Origin of the sequence: Longitalea luteola, assembly GCF_017356035.1 — a bacterium.
In the GTDB taxonomy this organism is placed as follows: domain Bacteria; phylum Bacteroidota; class Bacteroidia; order Chitinophagales; family Chitinophagaceae; genus Niastella; species Niastella luteola.
This window is the reverse complement of record NZ_JAFIQX010000003.1, coordinates 249718-265470: the sequence shown is the minus strand read 5'-3', so window position 1 is coordinate 265470 and position 15753 is coordinate 249718. Positions and strand designations below refer to the sequence as shown.

12 protein-coding genes are annotated in these 15753 nt (G+C 47.3%); 4 read left to right on the top strand and 8 right to left on the bottom strand.

Features of this window, described 5'->3' with window-relative positions; all coding sequences use genetic code 11:
* Positions 1 to 3: 3 nt before the first annotated feature.
* Positions 4 to 1539, top strand: coding sequence for a glutamate--tRNA ligase (gene gltX / locus JUB15_RS09625; protein WP_207512264.1), 1536 nt, complete (start codon positions 4 to 6; stop codon positions 1537 to 1539).
* Positions 1540 to 1621: 82 nt separating this feature from the next.
* On the opposite strand, the gene JUB15_RS09620 is transcribed toward gltX, so the two are convergent.
* Entirely contained in the window at positions 1622 to 2041 is a 420-nt protein-coding gene (locus JUB15_RS09620; protein ID WP_207512263.1) for a cobalamin B12-binding domain-containing protein, read from the bottom strand.
* A gap of 440 nt (positions 2042 to 2481) precedes the next feature.
* Between JUB15_RS09620 and JUB15_RS09615 the strand changes: the two genes are divergently transcribed.
* From JUB15_RS09615 to fumC, 3 genes are all read left to right on the top strand, one after another.
* Positions 2482 to 3258: an enoyl-CoA hydratase/isomerase family protein gene (locus tag JUB15_RS09615; RefSeq protein ID WP_207512262.1), complete on the top strand. Its 777-nt coding sequence runs from the start codon at positions 2482 to 2484 to the stop codon at positions 3256 to 3258.
* Between the two features lie 193 nt (positions 3259 to 3451).
* Positions 3452 to 4465 (top strand): LacI family DNA-binding transcriptional regulator, encoded by a 1014-nt coding sequence (locus JUB15_RS09610; protein ID WP_207512261.1) that lies wholly within the window; start codon positions 3452 to 3454, stop codon positions 4463 to 4465.
* A gap of 251 nt (positions 4466 to 4716) precedes the next feature.
* Positions 4717 to 6114 carry a class II fumarate hydratase gene (gene fumC, locus JUB15_RS09605; RefSeq protein ID WP_207512260.1) on the top strand — a complete coding sequence of 466 codons (1398 nt, stop codon included), beginning with the start codon at positions 4717 to 4719 and terminating at the stop codon, positions 6112 to 6114.
* Positions 6115 to 6335: 221 nt separating this feature from the next.
* Here the strand turns inward: fumC and JUB15_RS09600 are convergent, their stop codons facing one another.
* From JUB15_RS09600 to JUB15_RS09570, 7 genes are all read right to left on the bottom strand, one after another.
* Positions 6336 to 7028, bottom strand: coding sequence for a lipoprotein signal peptidase (locus tag JUB15_RS09600; protein WP_207512259.1), 693 nt, complete (start codon positions 7026 to 7028; stop codon positions 6336 to 6338).
* 180 nt (positions 7029 to 7208) lie between these two features.
* A complete protein-coding gene (locus tag JUB15_RS09595) occupies positions 7209 to 9704 on the bottom strand; it encodes a bifunctional UDP-N-acetylmuramoyl-tripeptide:D-alanyl-D-alanine ligase/alanine racemase (protein WP_369411521.1) in 2496 nt (831 codons plus the stop codon).
* A 13-nt stretch (positions 9705 to 9717) separates the two neighbouring features.
* Complete coding sequence (locus JUB15_RS09590; protein WP_207512258.1) at positions 9718 to 10683, bottom strand: TerC/Alx family metal homeostasis membrane protein; 966 nt, start codon at positions 10681 to 10683, stop codon at positions 9718 to 9720.
* A 189-nt stretch (positions 10684 to 10872) separates the two neighbouring features.
* Entirely contained in the window at positions 10873 to 12582 is a 1710-nt protein-coding gene (gene gldG, locus JUB15_RS09585; protein ID WP_207512257.1) for a gliding motility-associated ABC transporter substrate-binding protein GldG, read from the bottom strand.
* A 14-nt stretch (positions 12583 to 12596) separates the two neighbouring features.
* Positions 12597 to 13322 carry a gliding motility-associated ABC transporter permease subunit GldF gene (gene gldF, locus JUB15_RS09580; RefSeq protein WP_207512256.1) on the bottom strand — a complete coding sequence of 242 codons (726 nt, stop codon included), beginning with the start codon at positions 13320 to 13322 and terminating at the stop codon, positions 12597 to 12599.
* A 570-nt stretch (positions 13323 to 13892) separates the two neighbouring features.
* Positions 13893 to 14225, bottom strand: a complete 333-nt coding sequence (locus tag JUB15_RS09575; RefSeq protein ID WP_207512255.1) for a HesB/IscA family protein — start codon at positions 14223 to 14225, stop codon at positions 13893 to 13895.
* A gap of 154 nt (positions 14226 to 14379) precedes the next feature.
* Positions 14380 to 15543 (bottom strand): IscS subfamily cysteine desulfurase, encoded by a 1164-nt coding sequence (locus tag JUB15_RS09570; protein ID WP_207512254.1) that lies wholly within the window; start codon positions 15541 to 15543, stop codon positions 14380 to 14382.
* Between the last annotated feature and the right edge of the window lie 210 nt (positions 15544 to 15753).

The window sequence follows — 15753 nt, the reverse complement described above, 5'->3', positions numbered from 1 at the left end:
ACTATGGCAGAAAAAGTACGGGTACGATTCGCGCCCAGTCCAACCGGCGGTCTCCATTTAGGAGGAGTAAGAACTGTTCTATACAATTATTTGTTTGCCCGCCAGCAGGGCGGTGACTTTGTGTTGCGTATTGAAGATACCGACCAAAGCCGCTACGTTCCGGGCGCCGAAGAATATATTTATGAATGCTTACAATGGTGCGGACTTCAACCGGACGAGAGCCCTCAGGCCGGTGGCCCCTACGCGCCTTACCGCCAAAGCGAACGTAAAGAGCTGTACAGGCAGTATGCTGAATTTTTAGTGCAGGAAGGAAAAGCTTATTATGCTTTCGACCGGCCCGAAGAACTGGAGTCGATGCGTGAACGGTTTAAAACAGCCGAAAATCCTTCTCCCCAATACGATCACAAAGTGCGGCAGCAGATGCGCAACTCATGCGCCCTCACATTTGAAGAAACAGAGCGGTTGCTGGCCGATGGTGTTCCGCATGTTATTCGCATCAGAATGCCGGAAAATGAAACGGTGACCTTCACCGATATGATCCGGGGTGAAGTCAGTTTCAATACCGGCCTGGTCGATGATAAAGTATTATTGAAGGCTGATGGTATGCCCACCTATCACCTGGCAGTGGTAGTAGACGATTACCTTATGAAGATAACCCATGCCTTCAGAGGCGAGGAATGGCTGCCCAGTTCACCGGTTCATATTTTGCTGTGGAAATATTTAGGCTGGTCGGCACAAATGCCGCAATGGGCGCACCTGCCATTGATATTAAAACCCGATGGCAATGGTAAACTAAGTAAACGCGATGGAGATCGCTTAGGCTTCCCGGTCTTTGCCATGAACTGGACCACCAGGAAGGAAGACGGCAGTACCGAGTTAACCAAGGGCTTCCGGGAAATGGGCTTTTTGCCTGAAGCATTTATAAATATGCTGGCCATGCTGGGCTGGAATGACGGTACCGACCAGGAACTGTTCACGCTGGATGAACTGATCGAAAAATTCTCTATTGACCGTGTGCACAAAGGCGGCGCCAAATTCGATTTCGAAAAAGCCAAATGGTTCAACCATGAATGGATAAAGAGGTCTGAAGCCGGAAGCCTGAAGTCTGAGGTCAGAAAAGCCATGGAGCTCCAGGGCATTTCAATAACTGATGAAACAAAACTTGAAACAGTGATTGCGCTCGTTAAAGAGCGCTGTACCTTGATCCCTGATTTTGTAGATCAGGCACGTTTCTTTTTCGAAACACCGGAACAGTGGGATCTCGCAGCCATCAAACCAAAATGGAATGAAGCGAAGCAGGCATTTTTTACCGACGTGATCAATTACCTGCAACAACAAACCAGCTGGGTGCCAACGGAGCTTGAGCAGGGTTTCAAAGAGCTGGCTGCTGCCAAACAAATAAAACCCGGTGATGTATTGTTGCCGCTGCGTATAATGCTGGTAGGTGGTAAGTTTGGTCCGGGCGTTTTTGAGATAGCCGGCATTATTGGCAAAGACGAAACGGTTAACAGAATAAAAAGAGTATTGGAGCAATTGTAGAGAAATAATAAATACAAACAGGTCTACCAAAATAAAAATGAGGGTCAGCTGTAACAGGTGACCCTCTTTTTCTTTATTATGGTTAGAAGCTTCTATGTGTAACGACCCAGTTGGCAATATAATCTGCGATCTCGGTAGTAGGTGTTCCGGGCGCAAATAATTTTCCAACCCCCAGCGCATTTAATTGCTGCATGTCTTCTTCCGGAATAATGCCGCCGCCGGTTAATAATACATCGTCCATCCCTTTTTCCTTCATCAGGGCTACCACCTTGGGGAAAACGGTCATATGAGCCCCGGAGAGAATACTGATTCCAATGGCGTCCACATCTTCCTGCAAGGCCGCATTGACCACCATTTCAGGGGTTTGCCGAAGTCCGGTATAAATAACTTCCATGCCGGCATCGCGCAAGGCAGTAGCAATTACCTTGGCGCCCCGGTCGTGCCCATCCAGTCCAACCTTAGCTACCAGCACCCGTAACGGGCGATTTACTTTCTGAGTCATGCAAGCAACTTTTAGCTTCAAAAATACGGTTCTTTGCCATACATTGACGGTCACCGCCGAAACGCTTCATTATTGGATAATTACATTTCAGCACCCCTTTTACACATTACAACCAGAGACGCTTTTGTCGGGCCGGTTTTATTTGCATTTTTGACGGGTCAAATAAACAAAAACGATATCCACCCCCACCATACCAGAGATATCTTAACATATTAACAGGACAGGTTCTCTTATCAGAATAGGCAGCCTTTTTCCAAAGGCTGCATTTTTTTTACGCGCTGCGCCTTCCCGAAGCTTCGGCGAAGCAAGGCCGAAGCTTTAGCGCAGGCGGGCCAAATTCACCTATTTACTTTAGATTTACAATACCATCAAACCTGGTGCAGGTGTGCCACCATGATAGGTAAATAAAATAATTCGAAAATTGAATTAAAACCTGTAACATGTATTCTGCCATAACTACATCTTTAGAAAATGCTATTCTGCTCATTACGATCAACCGGCCCGACAAAATGAATGCATTGAACAAAACCGTACTCGATGAATTAAACAGCGCCATCGATGAAGTGTATAACAATAATGCGATCCGATCGGCGATCATCACAGGTGCGGGCGCCAAAGCATTTGTAGCAGGCGCCGATATCAGCGAATTCCAGGGATTGAAACACAATGAAGGCATGGACCTGGCGCATAAAGGCCAGTACATTTTCAAAAAAATTGAAGACGCCCCCAAACCCATTATAGCCGCAGTAAACGGATTTGCATTGGGCGGCGGTTGTGAACTCGCTATGGCCTGTCATTTCAGACTGGCTTCAGACAACGCCCGTTTTGGCCAGCCGGAAGTAAACCTGGGCCTGATCCCCGGTTATGGCGGCACCCAGCGACTCACGCAACTGATCGGCAAAGGCAGGGCCATTGAACTGCTCATTACCGGCAATATGCTCGACGCCGCTGCTGCGCTTCAGTACGGACTTGTAAACTATGTAGTGCCACAAGATGAGTTACTGAATAAAGCCAGATCTATATTGGAACTGGTAAATACCAGGGCGCCACTGGCCGTTGGCCGTTGTATCAAAGCCGCCAATGCCGTGTTCGATCATTCCAAAGATGGCTTTACAGAAGAAGTGAACCTGTTCGGCGAATGTTTTTCTACCCAGGATATGATTGAAGGCACCAATGCCTTCCTTGAAAAAAGAAAACCAAATTTTGCAGGTAAGTAATTTCGGAGCATGCCACGGCTTCAAACCATGGAAATGTTACCAGTCACCGGTTACCGGGTCCTTAATTTCGAGAACCAAAACTGTTTGCAACAACCTGTAACTGGCGACTGGTAACTGGTAACCCGGCCTGTTTTCCGCAAACGTTTGCTTACACTTTGTTACGGTACAATGATTAACTTCGGTTCAATACATTATGGAAAAGAAACTCCCCACCATAAAGGAAATAGCCCGCCGCCTGAATATCTCAGCCTCTACCGTATCACGTGCCCTACACGATCATCCGAGTATTGGCCTGCGCACCAAAATGGCGGTGAAAAAACTGGCTGCCGAACTTAATTATGAACCCAACCAGACAGCCATCTTCTTCAAGCAGCGCAAAACCTTTACCATCGGACTGGTATTACCTAACCTGCGCGAGGAATTCTTTTCAGCCGCCATCAACGGCATTGAAGATGTAGCAATGGATCATAATTACATTGTACTGATCGGCCAGAGCCACGATGACCTGGCCCGCGAGCAAAAGCTCGTGGAAAGCATGAAGAACCACCGGGTTGATGGCATCATTGCCTCTATCAGCAGCAGCACTACCCACATCGAGCACTTTGAACAAATGAAGAATTACGATATTCCCGTGGTGTTCTTCGACCGGGTGCCCGATGCCAGGGACATTCATTCCGTAAGCTGCAATTTGTACGACAGCTCGGTAGAAGCGGTGGAGTGGCTGATAAAAAAAGGACATAAACGCATTGGCTATTTGCAGGGACCGCCTACGCTGAACATGAAGAACGAACGGCTCGACGGTTATATCGAAGCTCATAAAAAACATAAACTTCCCGTTGATGAATCGCTGATCGTAAGTACCGATCTGTCGGTCGAAGGCACTAAAAAGGCATTTGATGCTTTGATGCAGCTCAAGAAACGGCCTACCGCTATTCTTTCTTTTAACGACTATGTTACCCTCGACGCTATCCATTACGCCCGGCAAAAGAAACTGACCATCAATAAAGACGTGTGTTTTGTAAGTTATGCCAACGTGCCGGTGACTCAGTATGTCGAATATCCCCCGCTGGCCTCTGTAGAACAGTTTCCCTACGACCAGGGCGTGAGCGCCACCGAGTTGCTGTTCCGCCTGATCGACAAAAAAACCGCCCGCCAGGAAGCGCCTTACGAAAATATTGTTTTAAAAAGTGAGCTCATTATTCGTTAGGTAAAACGCTACCAGTTAAGAGGTGCTATTTCTTTTAATGAGTTACAGGTTACAAGTCGCAGGGTTCAGGGCTTTTACCTGCAGCGGGTTGAATGTTGACGAGGTGCCAAATATTTGTGGCCGTGTAACCTCCAACCTGAAACTTGCAACAGCTGATCTCCACCGATAACTTCACGCATTTATGGGCATTGAAACCCGGGACCGGGCATCCGGTAACCCGAAACCATGTATTTTTGCGCAAATTTTACAATATGGAATTCCGGATAGAAAAAGATACCATGGGAGAAGTACAGGTGCCTGCCGATGCCCTGTATGGCGCACAAACTCAGCGCAGTATTGATAATTTCAGGATTGCACAGGATATCAATAAAATGCCGAAAGAGATCATCCGGGCATTTGCTTACCTGAAAAAAGCAGCCGCCATTACCAATTTTGAGGCCGGTGTTCTGCCCAAAGAAAAAAGCGATGTAATTGGCCAGGTATGTGACGAGATCCTGGAAGGCAAATTAGACGCCTATTTTCCCCTGGTAGTTTGGCAAACCGGTTCCGGTACCCAAAGCAACATGAACGTAAATGAAGTAGTTGCTTACCGCGGACACTTGATCAAAGGTGGTAAACTGACCGATAAAGAAAAGTTCCTCCATCCGAATGACGATGTAAATAAGTCGCAGTCTTCGAACGACACCTTCCCTACCGCCATGCACATTGCGGCATATAAAATACTGGTTGAAGTTACCATTCCGGGTATTGAAAAATTACGCAACACCCTGGCTGAAAAAAGCAAAAAATATATGAATGTGGTAAAGATCGGCCGTACGCATTTTATGGATGCTACACCGCTTACCGTTGGCCAGGAGTTCAGTGGCTATGTTTCACAGCTCGATCATGGTTTACGCGCTATCAAAAATACGTTGGCGCACCTGAGCGAACTGGCATTGGGTGGTACTGCCGTAGGAACCGGCATCAACACGCCGCCTAACTATGCTGAGAACGTTGCCAAACATATTGCAGCCCTCACCGGTTTGCCTTTTGTTACGGCTGAAAATAAATTCGAGGCCCTGGCTGCGCACGATGCTATCGTGGAAGCCCATGGTGCTTTGAAGACAGTTGCGGTAAGCCTCATGAAGATCGCCAACGACATCCGCATGTTGTCTTCCGGCCCCCGCAGCGGTATTGGTGAATTGTTCATCCCCGATAACGAACCCGGTTCATCTATCATGCCTGGTAAAGTGAACCCCACCCAGTGTGAGGCATTGACCATGATCGCTGCACAGGTAATGGGTAATGATGTTGCCATCAATATCGGCGGCGCCACCGGTCATTTTGAACTGAACGTGTTCAAGCCCGTAATGATCTATAACTTTCTGCACAGCGCCCGCCTGATCGGCGATGGTTGTGTAAGCTTCAATGACAAATGTGCTGTAGGTATTGAACCTATTGAAGCAAATATCAAAAAGCACGTTGATAATTCACTCATGCTGGTGACCTCGCTCAATACCAGGATCGGTTATTACAAGGCTGCCGAGATCGCGCAGAAAGCACATAAAGAAGGCACTACCCTCAAAGAAATGGCCGTGAAACTCGGCTATGTTACCCCCGAGCAATTCGACGAGTGGGTGGTTCCTAAAGACATGGTGGGAAAGATATAACGAGGTCTATCTTGTAAAGTGTGTCCCCGGAAATAGGTATGTGAAGTAAGAAGTAGGATGTAGGACGTAAGATAATCCTGTATTTCGTACCTCTTACTTCTTTCTTTAACCTCAGTCTTCGTACTTCGTACAATTGACGACTTCCACTGCTGGCTTATAAAACAAAAATGTCGAGGTAATTTCACCCCGACATTTTTTTATTGATAGTTCTTTATTTATTCTTACTGATCACTATAAACCTTCACGGGATCTTTCAAGGGATCATCTTTCTTAATGTTCACCGGAGCTTCCGATCCTTCCATTATTTCTTTCCTGAAAAATCTTTTCTGGAACACCAGGATAGCAATAACACCTACTGAAATAGAAGCATCGGCTATATTAAAGATGGGTGAAAAGAAAGTGAACCGCTCACCGCCCCAAAAAGGTATCCATGCAGGTAAGACCTTATTCTCAATGATGGGAGCATAGATCATGTCCACTACTTTGCCATGCAGAAAACCGGCATAACCGCCACCGGCTGGGAACATTTGCGCCAGTGGTAATCCATCATCACTGCGGGAGAAGATCATGCCGTAGAACATACTATCGATCAGGTTGCCGAGTGCGCCGGCAAAGATCATCGATACGCAGATAATAAAACCCGGGTGATATCTCTTTTGTATAATACTGCGGATATAATAAACGCCAAAGATCACGGCGATCAATCGAAAGATGGTCAACGCCAGTTTACCCCATTCGCCACCGAACTTCCAGCCCCAGGCCATTCCTTCGTTCTCTATAAAATACAGCCGTAACGACCTGCCAAGCAAAAAGATCTGCTCGCCGTAATTCATGCTGGTTTTCACCCATATTTTTAAAGCCTGGTCGGCGATAATGATTGCCAGTATTAAAAGGACTACAGTTCTGATCTTCACTATGCTAAAATTTAGTTTCCAAAGATAAGGTTTTTAAAGAGGTATGCCACACTTTCGCTAGCGCCGCCAGGCAAGTGTGGCATACCTTTTTGATGAGCGGCTGTTACGGTGAACCGACCTGCCTGGTGCAGCGGACTTTTCTAACTCAATAAAACCCCGGGATGGACCTTACAGGTTGCACTACTCTTCAAAATAGATTCGTTTTACCCGGTGCGAGATGCCGGCAAGCAGTTCATACGGAATGGTTTGCGCCCAATGGGCTACCTGTTTCACCGGTAATGCGCCGCCAAAAATGATCACTTCATCGCCTTCATGAACATGTGAAATATTAGTAATATCAATCATCGTCATATCCATACACACAGATCCTATAACAGGTGCCAGGTGCCCATTCACCAGCATTTTTCCGGCGCCATTACCCAACAGCCGCGGATAACCATCGGCATAACCAATGCGCACAGTTGCAATCCGCGCATCACTGGTTACCACGCCTCTCCGGCCATAGCTCACCGTTTCCCCTTCTTTCAGCTCTTTTATCTGCGCAATGGTCGATTTAAGGGTAGAAACCTCGCGCAGGTCCAAACCGCCTTCTCCGCTGCTGTCGCCGCCGTACAGGCCAATACCCAGGCGCACCATATCCAGGTGCCATTGGGGATGACGGATGATACCGGCCGTATTCACTATATGCCTGATGAACGGATAGTTAAGAACGGACTGCAGCTGCTCAACCATTTGCATATATAAAGCACCTTGCTGATCCGTGTAAGCATCGTGTTGCGGGTCTTCGCTCGATGCCAGATGCGTAAACACAGTTTGCACTTTAAACAATGGCGTGCGCAATGATTGTATTACGGCAGGCAATTCAGCCAGGGAAAATCCCAGGCGGTTCATGCCCGTTTCCAGTTCAATATGGACAGGGAACTGCTGAATGCCCTGCTTTTTAACAAAATCTTCAAACAATGCCAGGATGCCGGGCGAATACAGGTCGGGCTCCAGGTTGTATTGTACCAGCACATCGAACGTTGATTCCTCGGGGTTCATTACCATGATGGGCAGATTAATACCTGCCTTTCGCAATTCAACGCCTTCATCGGCATAGGCCACCGCCAGGTAATCGACCCGGTGGAACTGCAGCGCATTGGCGATCTCATAACTACCGCTGCCATACGAAAACGCTTTCACCATGGCCATGATGCGGGTAGCCGGTTGCAGCAGCTGCTGATACTGCTTCAGGTTATGAGCTACGGCCGTAAGGTCTATTTCAAGTACCGTCTGATGTACTTTCTGCTGTAACAGCCGGTCGATCTGTTCCAATTCAAAAATGCGGGCGCCTTTTAACAGAATGGTCTCGTCCTTAAAGGGAATATGATTCTTGAGCTCTTTTATGAATGCGTCTACCGACGAATAAAACGCCATTTCGGGAATACCAGCCGCCTGGAAAACCGCCGGGTGATGTGAGATGCGTTCGCCAATGCCTATCAACCTGTTCACCTGGCGTTGCTGCAATAGCCGCGCAACTTCGGCATACAGGTCTTTTTCCGATCTTCCGCTTTGTAAGATATCGGAGAGAATGACCGTTTTGCGGCCATGCTGTTCCTGCTGGCTTAAAAAATCCAAAGCGATGGTAAATGAACTCAGGTCGGCGCTGTAACTGTCGTTGATGATGGAACAATTGTTAATGCCTTTTTTCAGTTCCAGCCGCATGGCCACCGGTCCCAGCAGTTCCATTTCCTGTTTGATCATTTCCTGCGGAACCTGCAGATGCAGCAGCACGCACCAGCAATGAATGGCATTCTCGAGGGAAGCGTTATCGGTGAAGGGAATTACAATACTGATCTCTTCTTGCTGGTAAATGGCGGTAATGGTGGTCTTTCCATTTTCTTTTACCACCTGCCTGATCTGCAGGGTGGCTTCCGTCACCATACTCCAGCTGAAGATCTCAAAACGTTTATTGTTGGGCAGCTGTTGCCATAAGGCAGCCACCCCGCTGTTAATGTCGTGATCATCCTGGCAATACACCAGTGTTTGCACATGCCTGAAGAGTTGCAGCTTCTCATTCACTTTTTGCCGCAGGTTCACAAAGCCTTCGCTGTGCGCTTCGCCAATATTGGTAAAAATGCCAATGGTGGGCTGAATGATCTTCTGCAGCTGTTCCATTTCACCGGGCTGCGAAATACCGGCTTCAAAGATGGCCAGTTCGTGCTGTTCATTGAGCGGCCAAACACTCAGCGGTACGCCAATTTGCGAATTATAGCTTTTGGGGCTCCTGATGATAGTGTACCGTTTATCCAGCAACTGGTTCAGCCATTCTTTTACAATGGTCTTTCCATTGCTACCTGTAATGCCTATCACCGGCAAATTGAATTGTTTGCGGTGCCAGGCCACCAGGGTTTGCAATGCCTGCAATGGATCGGTGACCTGTATAATATTGGCTTCGGATAACTGCGTAATATCCACCGCTTCGCTCACCACAAAATTGCGAACGCCTTTTTTATAGAGTTGCGTAATAAAGGAATGGCCATCGCGGCGCGGCCCTTTCAGGGCAAAGAACAAGGAAGTGTGCGGAAAGATCAGCTTGCGGCTGTCGATCAGCAATTGTTCTATTAAGGAATTGTCGTGCTGAGCCAGCCACTGCCCCTTGATAATGGAAGCAATATTGTCAATAAAGTATTTCACCCGGTTAATTTGATCAGTGAATTTCCCGGTCTATGCCTGCATCTGTTGGTTTGGTTTCAAGGGCGCGGTTACTTACGTTGATAGAATAAATTATAGAAGCAACAATGCAGGTTACGATCACCAGCAGGGAAATATAAACCGGGATTTCAACATGAAAATATTCAACCAGCATTTTTAGACCGATAAAGATCAAAACGATGGCAATACCCTGTTGTAGATGGGCAAATTTATTGGCAGCGCCTTTCAGCAAAAAGAACAGGGAGCGCAAACCCAGTACGGCAAAGATGTTGGAAGTATACACCACCAGCGGTTCCGGCGAAATAGCAAATACCGCCGGAATGGAATCCAGGGCAAAAACAATATCGGTGGTGGCCAGCATCACTACTACCACGAACAGACTGGTGTAAAATTTTTTGCCATTGATCCGCGTGGTCCATTTTCCACCGCCGTCATCCGTGGTGAGGGGCAGCACGCGTTTCAGCAACCGGTACACCCGGTTATTTTCGAGGTCGGCCTCTTCATCGTGTTTCGCCCGGAACATGGAGATCCCGGTGTACACCAAAACGGCTCCGAAGATGTATAAGATCCAGTGGAATTGCTTTACAAGACCGATACCTATGGAAATAAATATAATTCTGAAGAAAATGGCCATCAGGATGCCGATCAGGAGCACGCGCCCGTAAAATTTCTCCTTGACCTTGAAAAAACCGAAGATCAGGATGAATACGAAGATATTATCAATGCTTAGCGACCACTCCATCAGGTAAGCGCTCACATAACTAATGGCAATTTCATGGCCGTTCTCGATCCATAAGAAACCAAAGAAAAGCAGGGCCAGTGTCACCCAGAAGGCTGTCTGCCATATAGCTTTTTTTATGGTTATGTGGGAACCTTTTTTACTCAGTAATCCCAGGTCAAAAGCCAATGCCAAGATTAATAAACATCCAAAAGTCAAAAACGTGATCTGCTCAGCTGTCATGTCAATATTAAATGGTGGGCAAAGATACACGTTTACAGGTTGTGACGGCGTACAGGGCCCAGGTTACAGGTTACAAGTTTCCAGTTTAATCTGTAGTGCAGCTTACCAGTTACCGGGCACCTATTGCGGGATGCATGAAAAATAGGTAACAGTTAAAAAATTCAAGGCCTGGCAACCGGCAACCGGCAACTATTTCTTCCCCTGGTACTTCCTCTTCCTTACTGCCTGATATACAACTCCAAACAACAACACCAGCACCACCGGCAACCCGATATTCATCAGCTGCCATTGCACCCGGTCTTCTTCCGTTCTTTTCGTATCCAGCAGGCGCAGGGCGAAATCTTTGCCGCGCGTTTCAAGAATTCCCGATGAATCGGTAAGGTATTGAATGCAATTGAGGAAGAAATCCTTGTTAGCGTACTGGTTATTGGTGAACTGGTTATACCCCATGAAAAGAGGCCCTTCATTCGCCGTGACCACATTGGCTACCAGGTCGGCATCAGACACCACGATCATTTTGCTTTCCTGTTGGGTAGCCGCCCGGAACGGTTGTTTATAGATCCCCGCCAGGGTATCGAGCGTACCGGTCGACAGGCGGTTCGTGTACAATGAAGAAAATCTTCCTTCCAAAAGCACCGCCACGGGAATGAAAGCCTGGTTGAATGTCTTGAGGTCCTCTTCGGTTTTAACACTGTTCAATGATACAATGGCCGGCGTACTAATGACGCGGGAACTTTCTGAGGTTGACAGCAGGATCGTTTTCCTGATATTATTTTTTACCGTATCGATTGAATTGGGGAAGATGGATAATACATTGTCGAGGTTCTTGGCAATCGGGTGGCCCGAATAAGACGATAATGTCGGGAAATAAGGCCAGGGTATCAGCTGCATCTGCGGTTGGTTGCCATAATTGCCTACCACCAGGGGAATTTTATCGCATTGCAGGTCCTGCACCAGGTTGCCGTTGATGCGCACGCCGTATTTGAACAACAGATCATCGAGGTTCAGGTTGCGGTCATACGCTACAAAATCACTGCGCGAACGCATGAGGCTGTCCATTTCGGCATACAGTTTATCAATAAGCCAGAAGACCTTACCGCCGTTCATAATATACTGATCGATCTTCAGCTTTTGCTGATCACTGAAGGGTTCAGTAGGTTTAACGATCACCAGGGCATCAAACACCGGCGGAATTACCGGCACACTGTCAATAGGTACAAATCCAAAGCGGTATTCCTGGCGAAGCGTGCGATCAATAAGGTCGTACACGTTGTAGGTAAGCGGTTGTCCATTGCCCACCAGGTAACCGATCGCCGGAACGGTATCGGCCGTGATCTTTTGAATGGAGCGGGCCATTTTATATTCCAGTAAGGCTTCGGCATTATTCAGCGATTGCACGCCACCAGTCATATCCTGGCCCTGTAGCAGGTCAACGGCAACTTCGCGATCCCTGTATGTGATCAGTGCCCCCGGATATACCAGCCGTTCTTCCTGGGCTTCACCGGCCTTTGCTTTTACTTTAATGTTGGTTGGTTTCAGGCCGAGGCTGTCTAAATGCAATTGCATTTTCGCTCTGGCCGAATCGTCCAGACCTTCTCCGGCTTTTTCGAATTTAAACTGAAGATTGCTGCCGGCGAGTTCTTTGAATTCCTGCAACATCTCCTGGGTGCTGTTGGATAGTTTTTTGAAACCGGCCGGCATATCGCCCGTGAGCAATACCGTGACGGAAACTTTATCGTGTAAGCCTCTTAATAATTTTTTGGTAGCAGGCGATAAGGTATATCTTTTTTCCTGGGTAAGATCAACGCGGGTATGCACTACTGATGCCAGGTAATTGATACCTACCAGTACGATCAGCAAAAACAACCACCATAGTTTCGAGGACAATAATTTGTTCATGGTGTATTTCCGGATTATCGTTTCAACAAATTGCGATTGGTAACAATGAGGAAGAACAGAATAACGCTGAGAAAATAAATAATATCGCGGCTATCCACCACTCCCCTGCTTACGCTGCGGTAGTGGAAGTCGATGCCAAGCATTTCAATATAATAATCGGCGCCTGCCTGCAGGGCCGGTATGCGGCTAACGGCGTTAAAGCCGCTGTACAATACAAAGCAAAGGAAAGCGCCGGTTATGAAGGCCACCACCGCATTATTGGTTAAACTGCTGCAGGCTATGCCAATGGCCACAAAAACGCCGGCCAGGAAAATAAGGCCGATGTAAGAACCGATGGTTCCACCCAGATCGATACCACCGCCGGTGGCGGCCAGCTGCTGCACGCTGATGGGATATATGATAGTGGGGATGAGGGCAATAAGCACTACGCCCAGCGACCCGAAGTATTTTCCGGAAACGAGTTGCCATCGGCTAAGCGGCTTGGTTTGTAAGATCTCGAAGGTGCCGCCTTTGAATTCGTCGGCAAAACTGCGCATAGTAATGGCAGGTATCAGCAATAACAAGATCCAGGGGGCCAGCTCGAAGAATTTGTCAAGGGTGGCAAAGCCATAGTCCAGGATATTGGTATCAGGGAATACGAACAGGAACAATCCATTTAACAGTAGGAATACGATGATGGCAATATAGCCGGTCAGGCTGCTGAAAAATTGCCGGAATTCCTTTTTACAAACAGACCACATGAGAGCGAAAATAAGTGATTATAAGTATATGTTAATAAAAGATGCGGCTCTATGACGCACGTTTCAGCAATTTTATTATATTGCGTGTACACTTTTAACTATCCATGAAAAATTGATCTATCCGGTTACCGTCTATTTTCTCTAGTTCAATTATAAATAGCCGAAACCTACTGCATAAAAAGTCCCCCCGTAATAACGGGGGATTTTTATTTTACCCCCCAGCCCCCTAAAGGGGAAGCAGTTAATCCCACTTCTGACTGCCGACTTCTAACTTCTAACCTCCGACTTCGGATTTCCGACCTCCGCCACTACCTGTTGTGATCAAGCCCGGGACCGGGTTTGTATCTGGTCAGCTTCGCCCATGTTTCGTACATATTCCGTGGATGTCTCGTATATGTCTCGTTTATATCCCGTTCCTTTAAAGAGACGAGACATGTACGGAACACCTACGTAAAACAGATGTGTCACCATCGACACATACCAAACGCTAACCCGAATCTGGTACGAACCAGATACGACAAAGCCCCACTCCCGGTTGAGAGTGGGGCCTTCCCTATATAAAAATGTTGATTACACCGAGAAACTTTCACCGCAGGCGCAGGTACGGCTGGCATTGGGATTGTTGAAATAAAACCCTTTCCCATTAAGCCCTTCTGAAAACTCCAGGGTGGTATTCACCAGGTATAAAAAGCTTTTGAGGTCAGTGACCACTTTTATGCCATTGTCTTCAAAAACCTGGTCCCCGGGTTTTGACTGGTTATCAAAATCCATTTTATAGCTGAGGCCGGAACAGCCGCCGCCCACTACAGATACCCGCAGAAAATAGCCGGCATCGGTGGAATAGTTGCTCTCCTCCATCAGTTTATGTACTTTCTCTTTTGCTTTATCGCTAACGTAAATCATATAATCAATGTGATAATGTGATAATTTGATAAACTCAAAAACTCTACGATATAACGCCTTTCGGGCTCATTTGTTTAAAATTAGCCAATTTATGCGTATTCATTCAATATAACTTCCTGTATTTCAATTATCACATTATCGAATTATCTAATTTTCAAATTGTTTTCATTGCTCTCAGTTCATTCACTGTATTGGTAACTTTTTCTATAACAAAATCAATTTCCTCAGAAGTTGTGTACCGCCCAATGGAAAACCGCAAGGAGCTGTGGGCCAGGTCGTCTTCCACACCCAGCGCTTTCAACACATAACTCGGTTCCATGGAAGCGCTGGTACAGGCGGCGCCAGAGGACAGGGCCACTTCTTTATTCAATCCCATCATTAATCCGTCGCCATTTACAAAGTTAAACGAGATATTGGCAACGTGGGGTAAGCGGCTGGTTCGGCTGCCATTGACAAAGGTGGCATCCAGTTGCAACAGGGCATTTTCAAGTTTGTCGCGCAACCGGCTCATCCGTTCCGTATCTGCCTGCAGATCCTGGCGGCAAATGTCGGCGGCTTTGCCAAAACCGGCAATGCCTGGCACGTTCAGGGTGCCGCTGCGCATGCCTCGTTCATGGCCGCCCCCATCCAGCTGGGCGGTTAGCCGCACCCGCGGATTCTTTCTTCGTACATACAGGGCGCCCACCCCTTTGGGTCCATACATCTTATGGGCGCTGCAGGTAAGCAGATCAATATCATCTTTTATAACATCTACCGGTATTTTGCCAACGGCCTGCGTGGCATCCGTAAAAAACAATACGTTGTGCTTTTTGGCCAATGCCCCGATCGCTTTCACCGGTTGAATAGTGCCTGTTTCGTTATTGGCATACATGATGGCTATCAGGATGGTGCGCGGCGTGATCGCGGCTTCAAGCTGCTGCACGTCTATCAGTCCTTCTTTATTGACCGGCAGATAGGTTACTTCCCCACCCAATTTCTCAATATGTTTACAGGTGTCCAGCACGGCCTTGTGTTCTGTAACACAGGTAATGATGTGATTGCCCTTGCCTGCATACATTTCAAACACGCCTTTTATGGCCAGGTTATCGCCTTCGGTGGCGCCGGAGGTGAAAATGATCTCTTTAGGTTCTGCCCCTATAAGCCTGGCTACCTGTTCGCGGGCATAATCTACGGCTTCTTCGGCCTGCCAGCCAAATGAGTGGCTGCGACTGGCGGCATTACCAAACTGTTCGGTAAAAAAAGGCAACATCACTTCCATTACCCGCGGGTCGCAGGGCGTGGTAGCATTATGATCGAGATAGATTGGCAGTTTCAGCATGATATGTGAACACAAAATTAATCATAATGGTTCTCTTTGGTTGCCGGTTAATAAAAACAGTGGTTACAGGTTCCGTGTTTCAGGTTACAGGGCCTCAGCGCCGGAAGGCTGTATAGCAGACAGGGTTCACAAATTTAAAAGCCTTGAAACCTGTTACTTGTAACCTGTAACAATTTGCAAACTGCCAACTTGAGATTACTTATTAACTTT

Excerpts from the sequence above, each read along its gene's own strand:
- JUB15_RS09590 (WP_207512258.1), bottom strand. The coding sequence starts at position 10,683 with ATGACAGCTGAGCAGATCACGTTTTTGACTTTTGGATGTTTATTAATC.
- JUB15_RS09575 (WP_207512255.1), bottom strand. The coding sequence starts at position 14,225 with ATGATTTACGTTAGCGATAAAGCAAAAGAGAAAGTACATAAACTGATG.
- JUB15_RS09570 (WP_207512254.1), bottom strand. The coding sequence starts at position 15,543 with ATGCTGAAACTGCCAATCTATCTCGATCATAATGCTACCACGCCCTGC.
- gltX (WP_207512264.1), top strand. The coding sequence starts at position 4 with ATGGCAGAAAAAGTACGGGTACGATTCGCGCCCAGTCCAACCGGCGGT.
- gldF (WP_207512256.1), bottom strand. The coding sequence starts at position 13,322 with ATGTGGTCTGTTTGTAAAAAGGAATTCCGGCAATTTTTCAGCAGCCTG.
- JUB15_RS09615 (WP_207512262.1), top strand. The coding sequence starts at position 2,482 with ATGTATTCTGCCATAACTACATCTTTAGAAAATGCTATTCTGCTCATT.
- fumC (WP_207512260.1), top strand. The coding sequence starts at position 4,717 with ATGGAATTCCGGATAGAAAAAGATACCATGGGAGAAGTACAGGTGCCT.
- gldG (WP_207512257.1), bottom strand. The coding sequence starts at position 12,582 with ATGAACAAATTATTGTCCTCGAAACTATGGTGGTTGTTTTTGCTGATC.
- JUB15_RS09620 (WP_207512263.1), bottom strand. The coding sequence starts at position 2,041 with ATGACTCAGAAAGTAAATCGCCCGTTACGGGTGCTGGTAGCTAAGGTT.
- JUB15_RS09610 (WP_207512261.1), top strand. The coding sequence starts at position 3,452 with ATGGAAAAGAAACTCCCCACCATAAAGGAAATAGCCCGCCGCCTGAAT.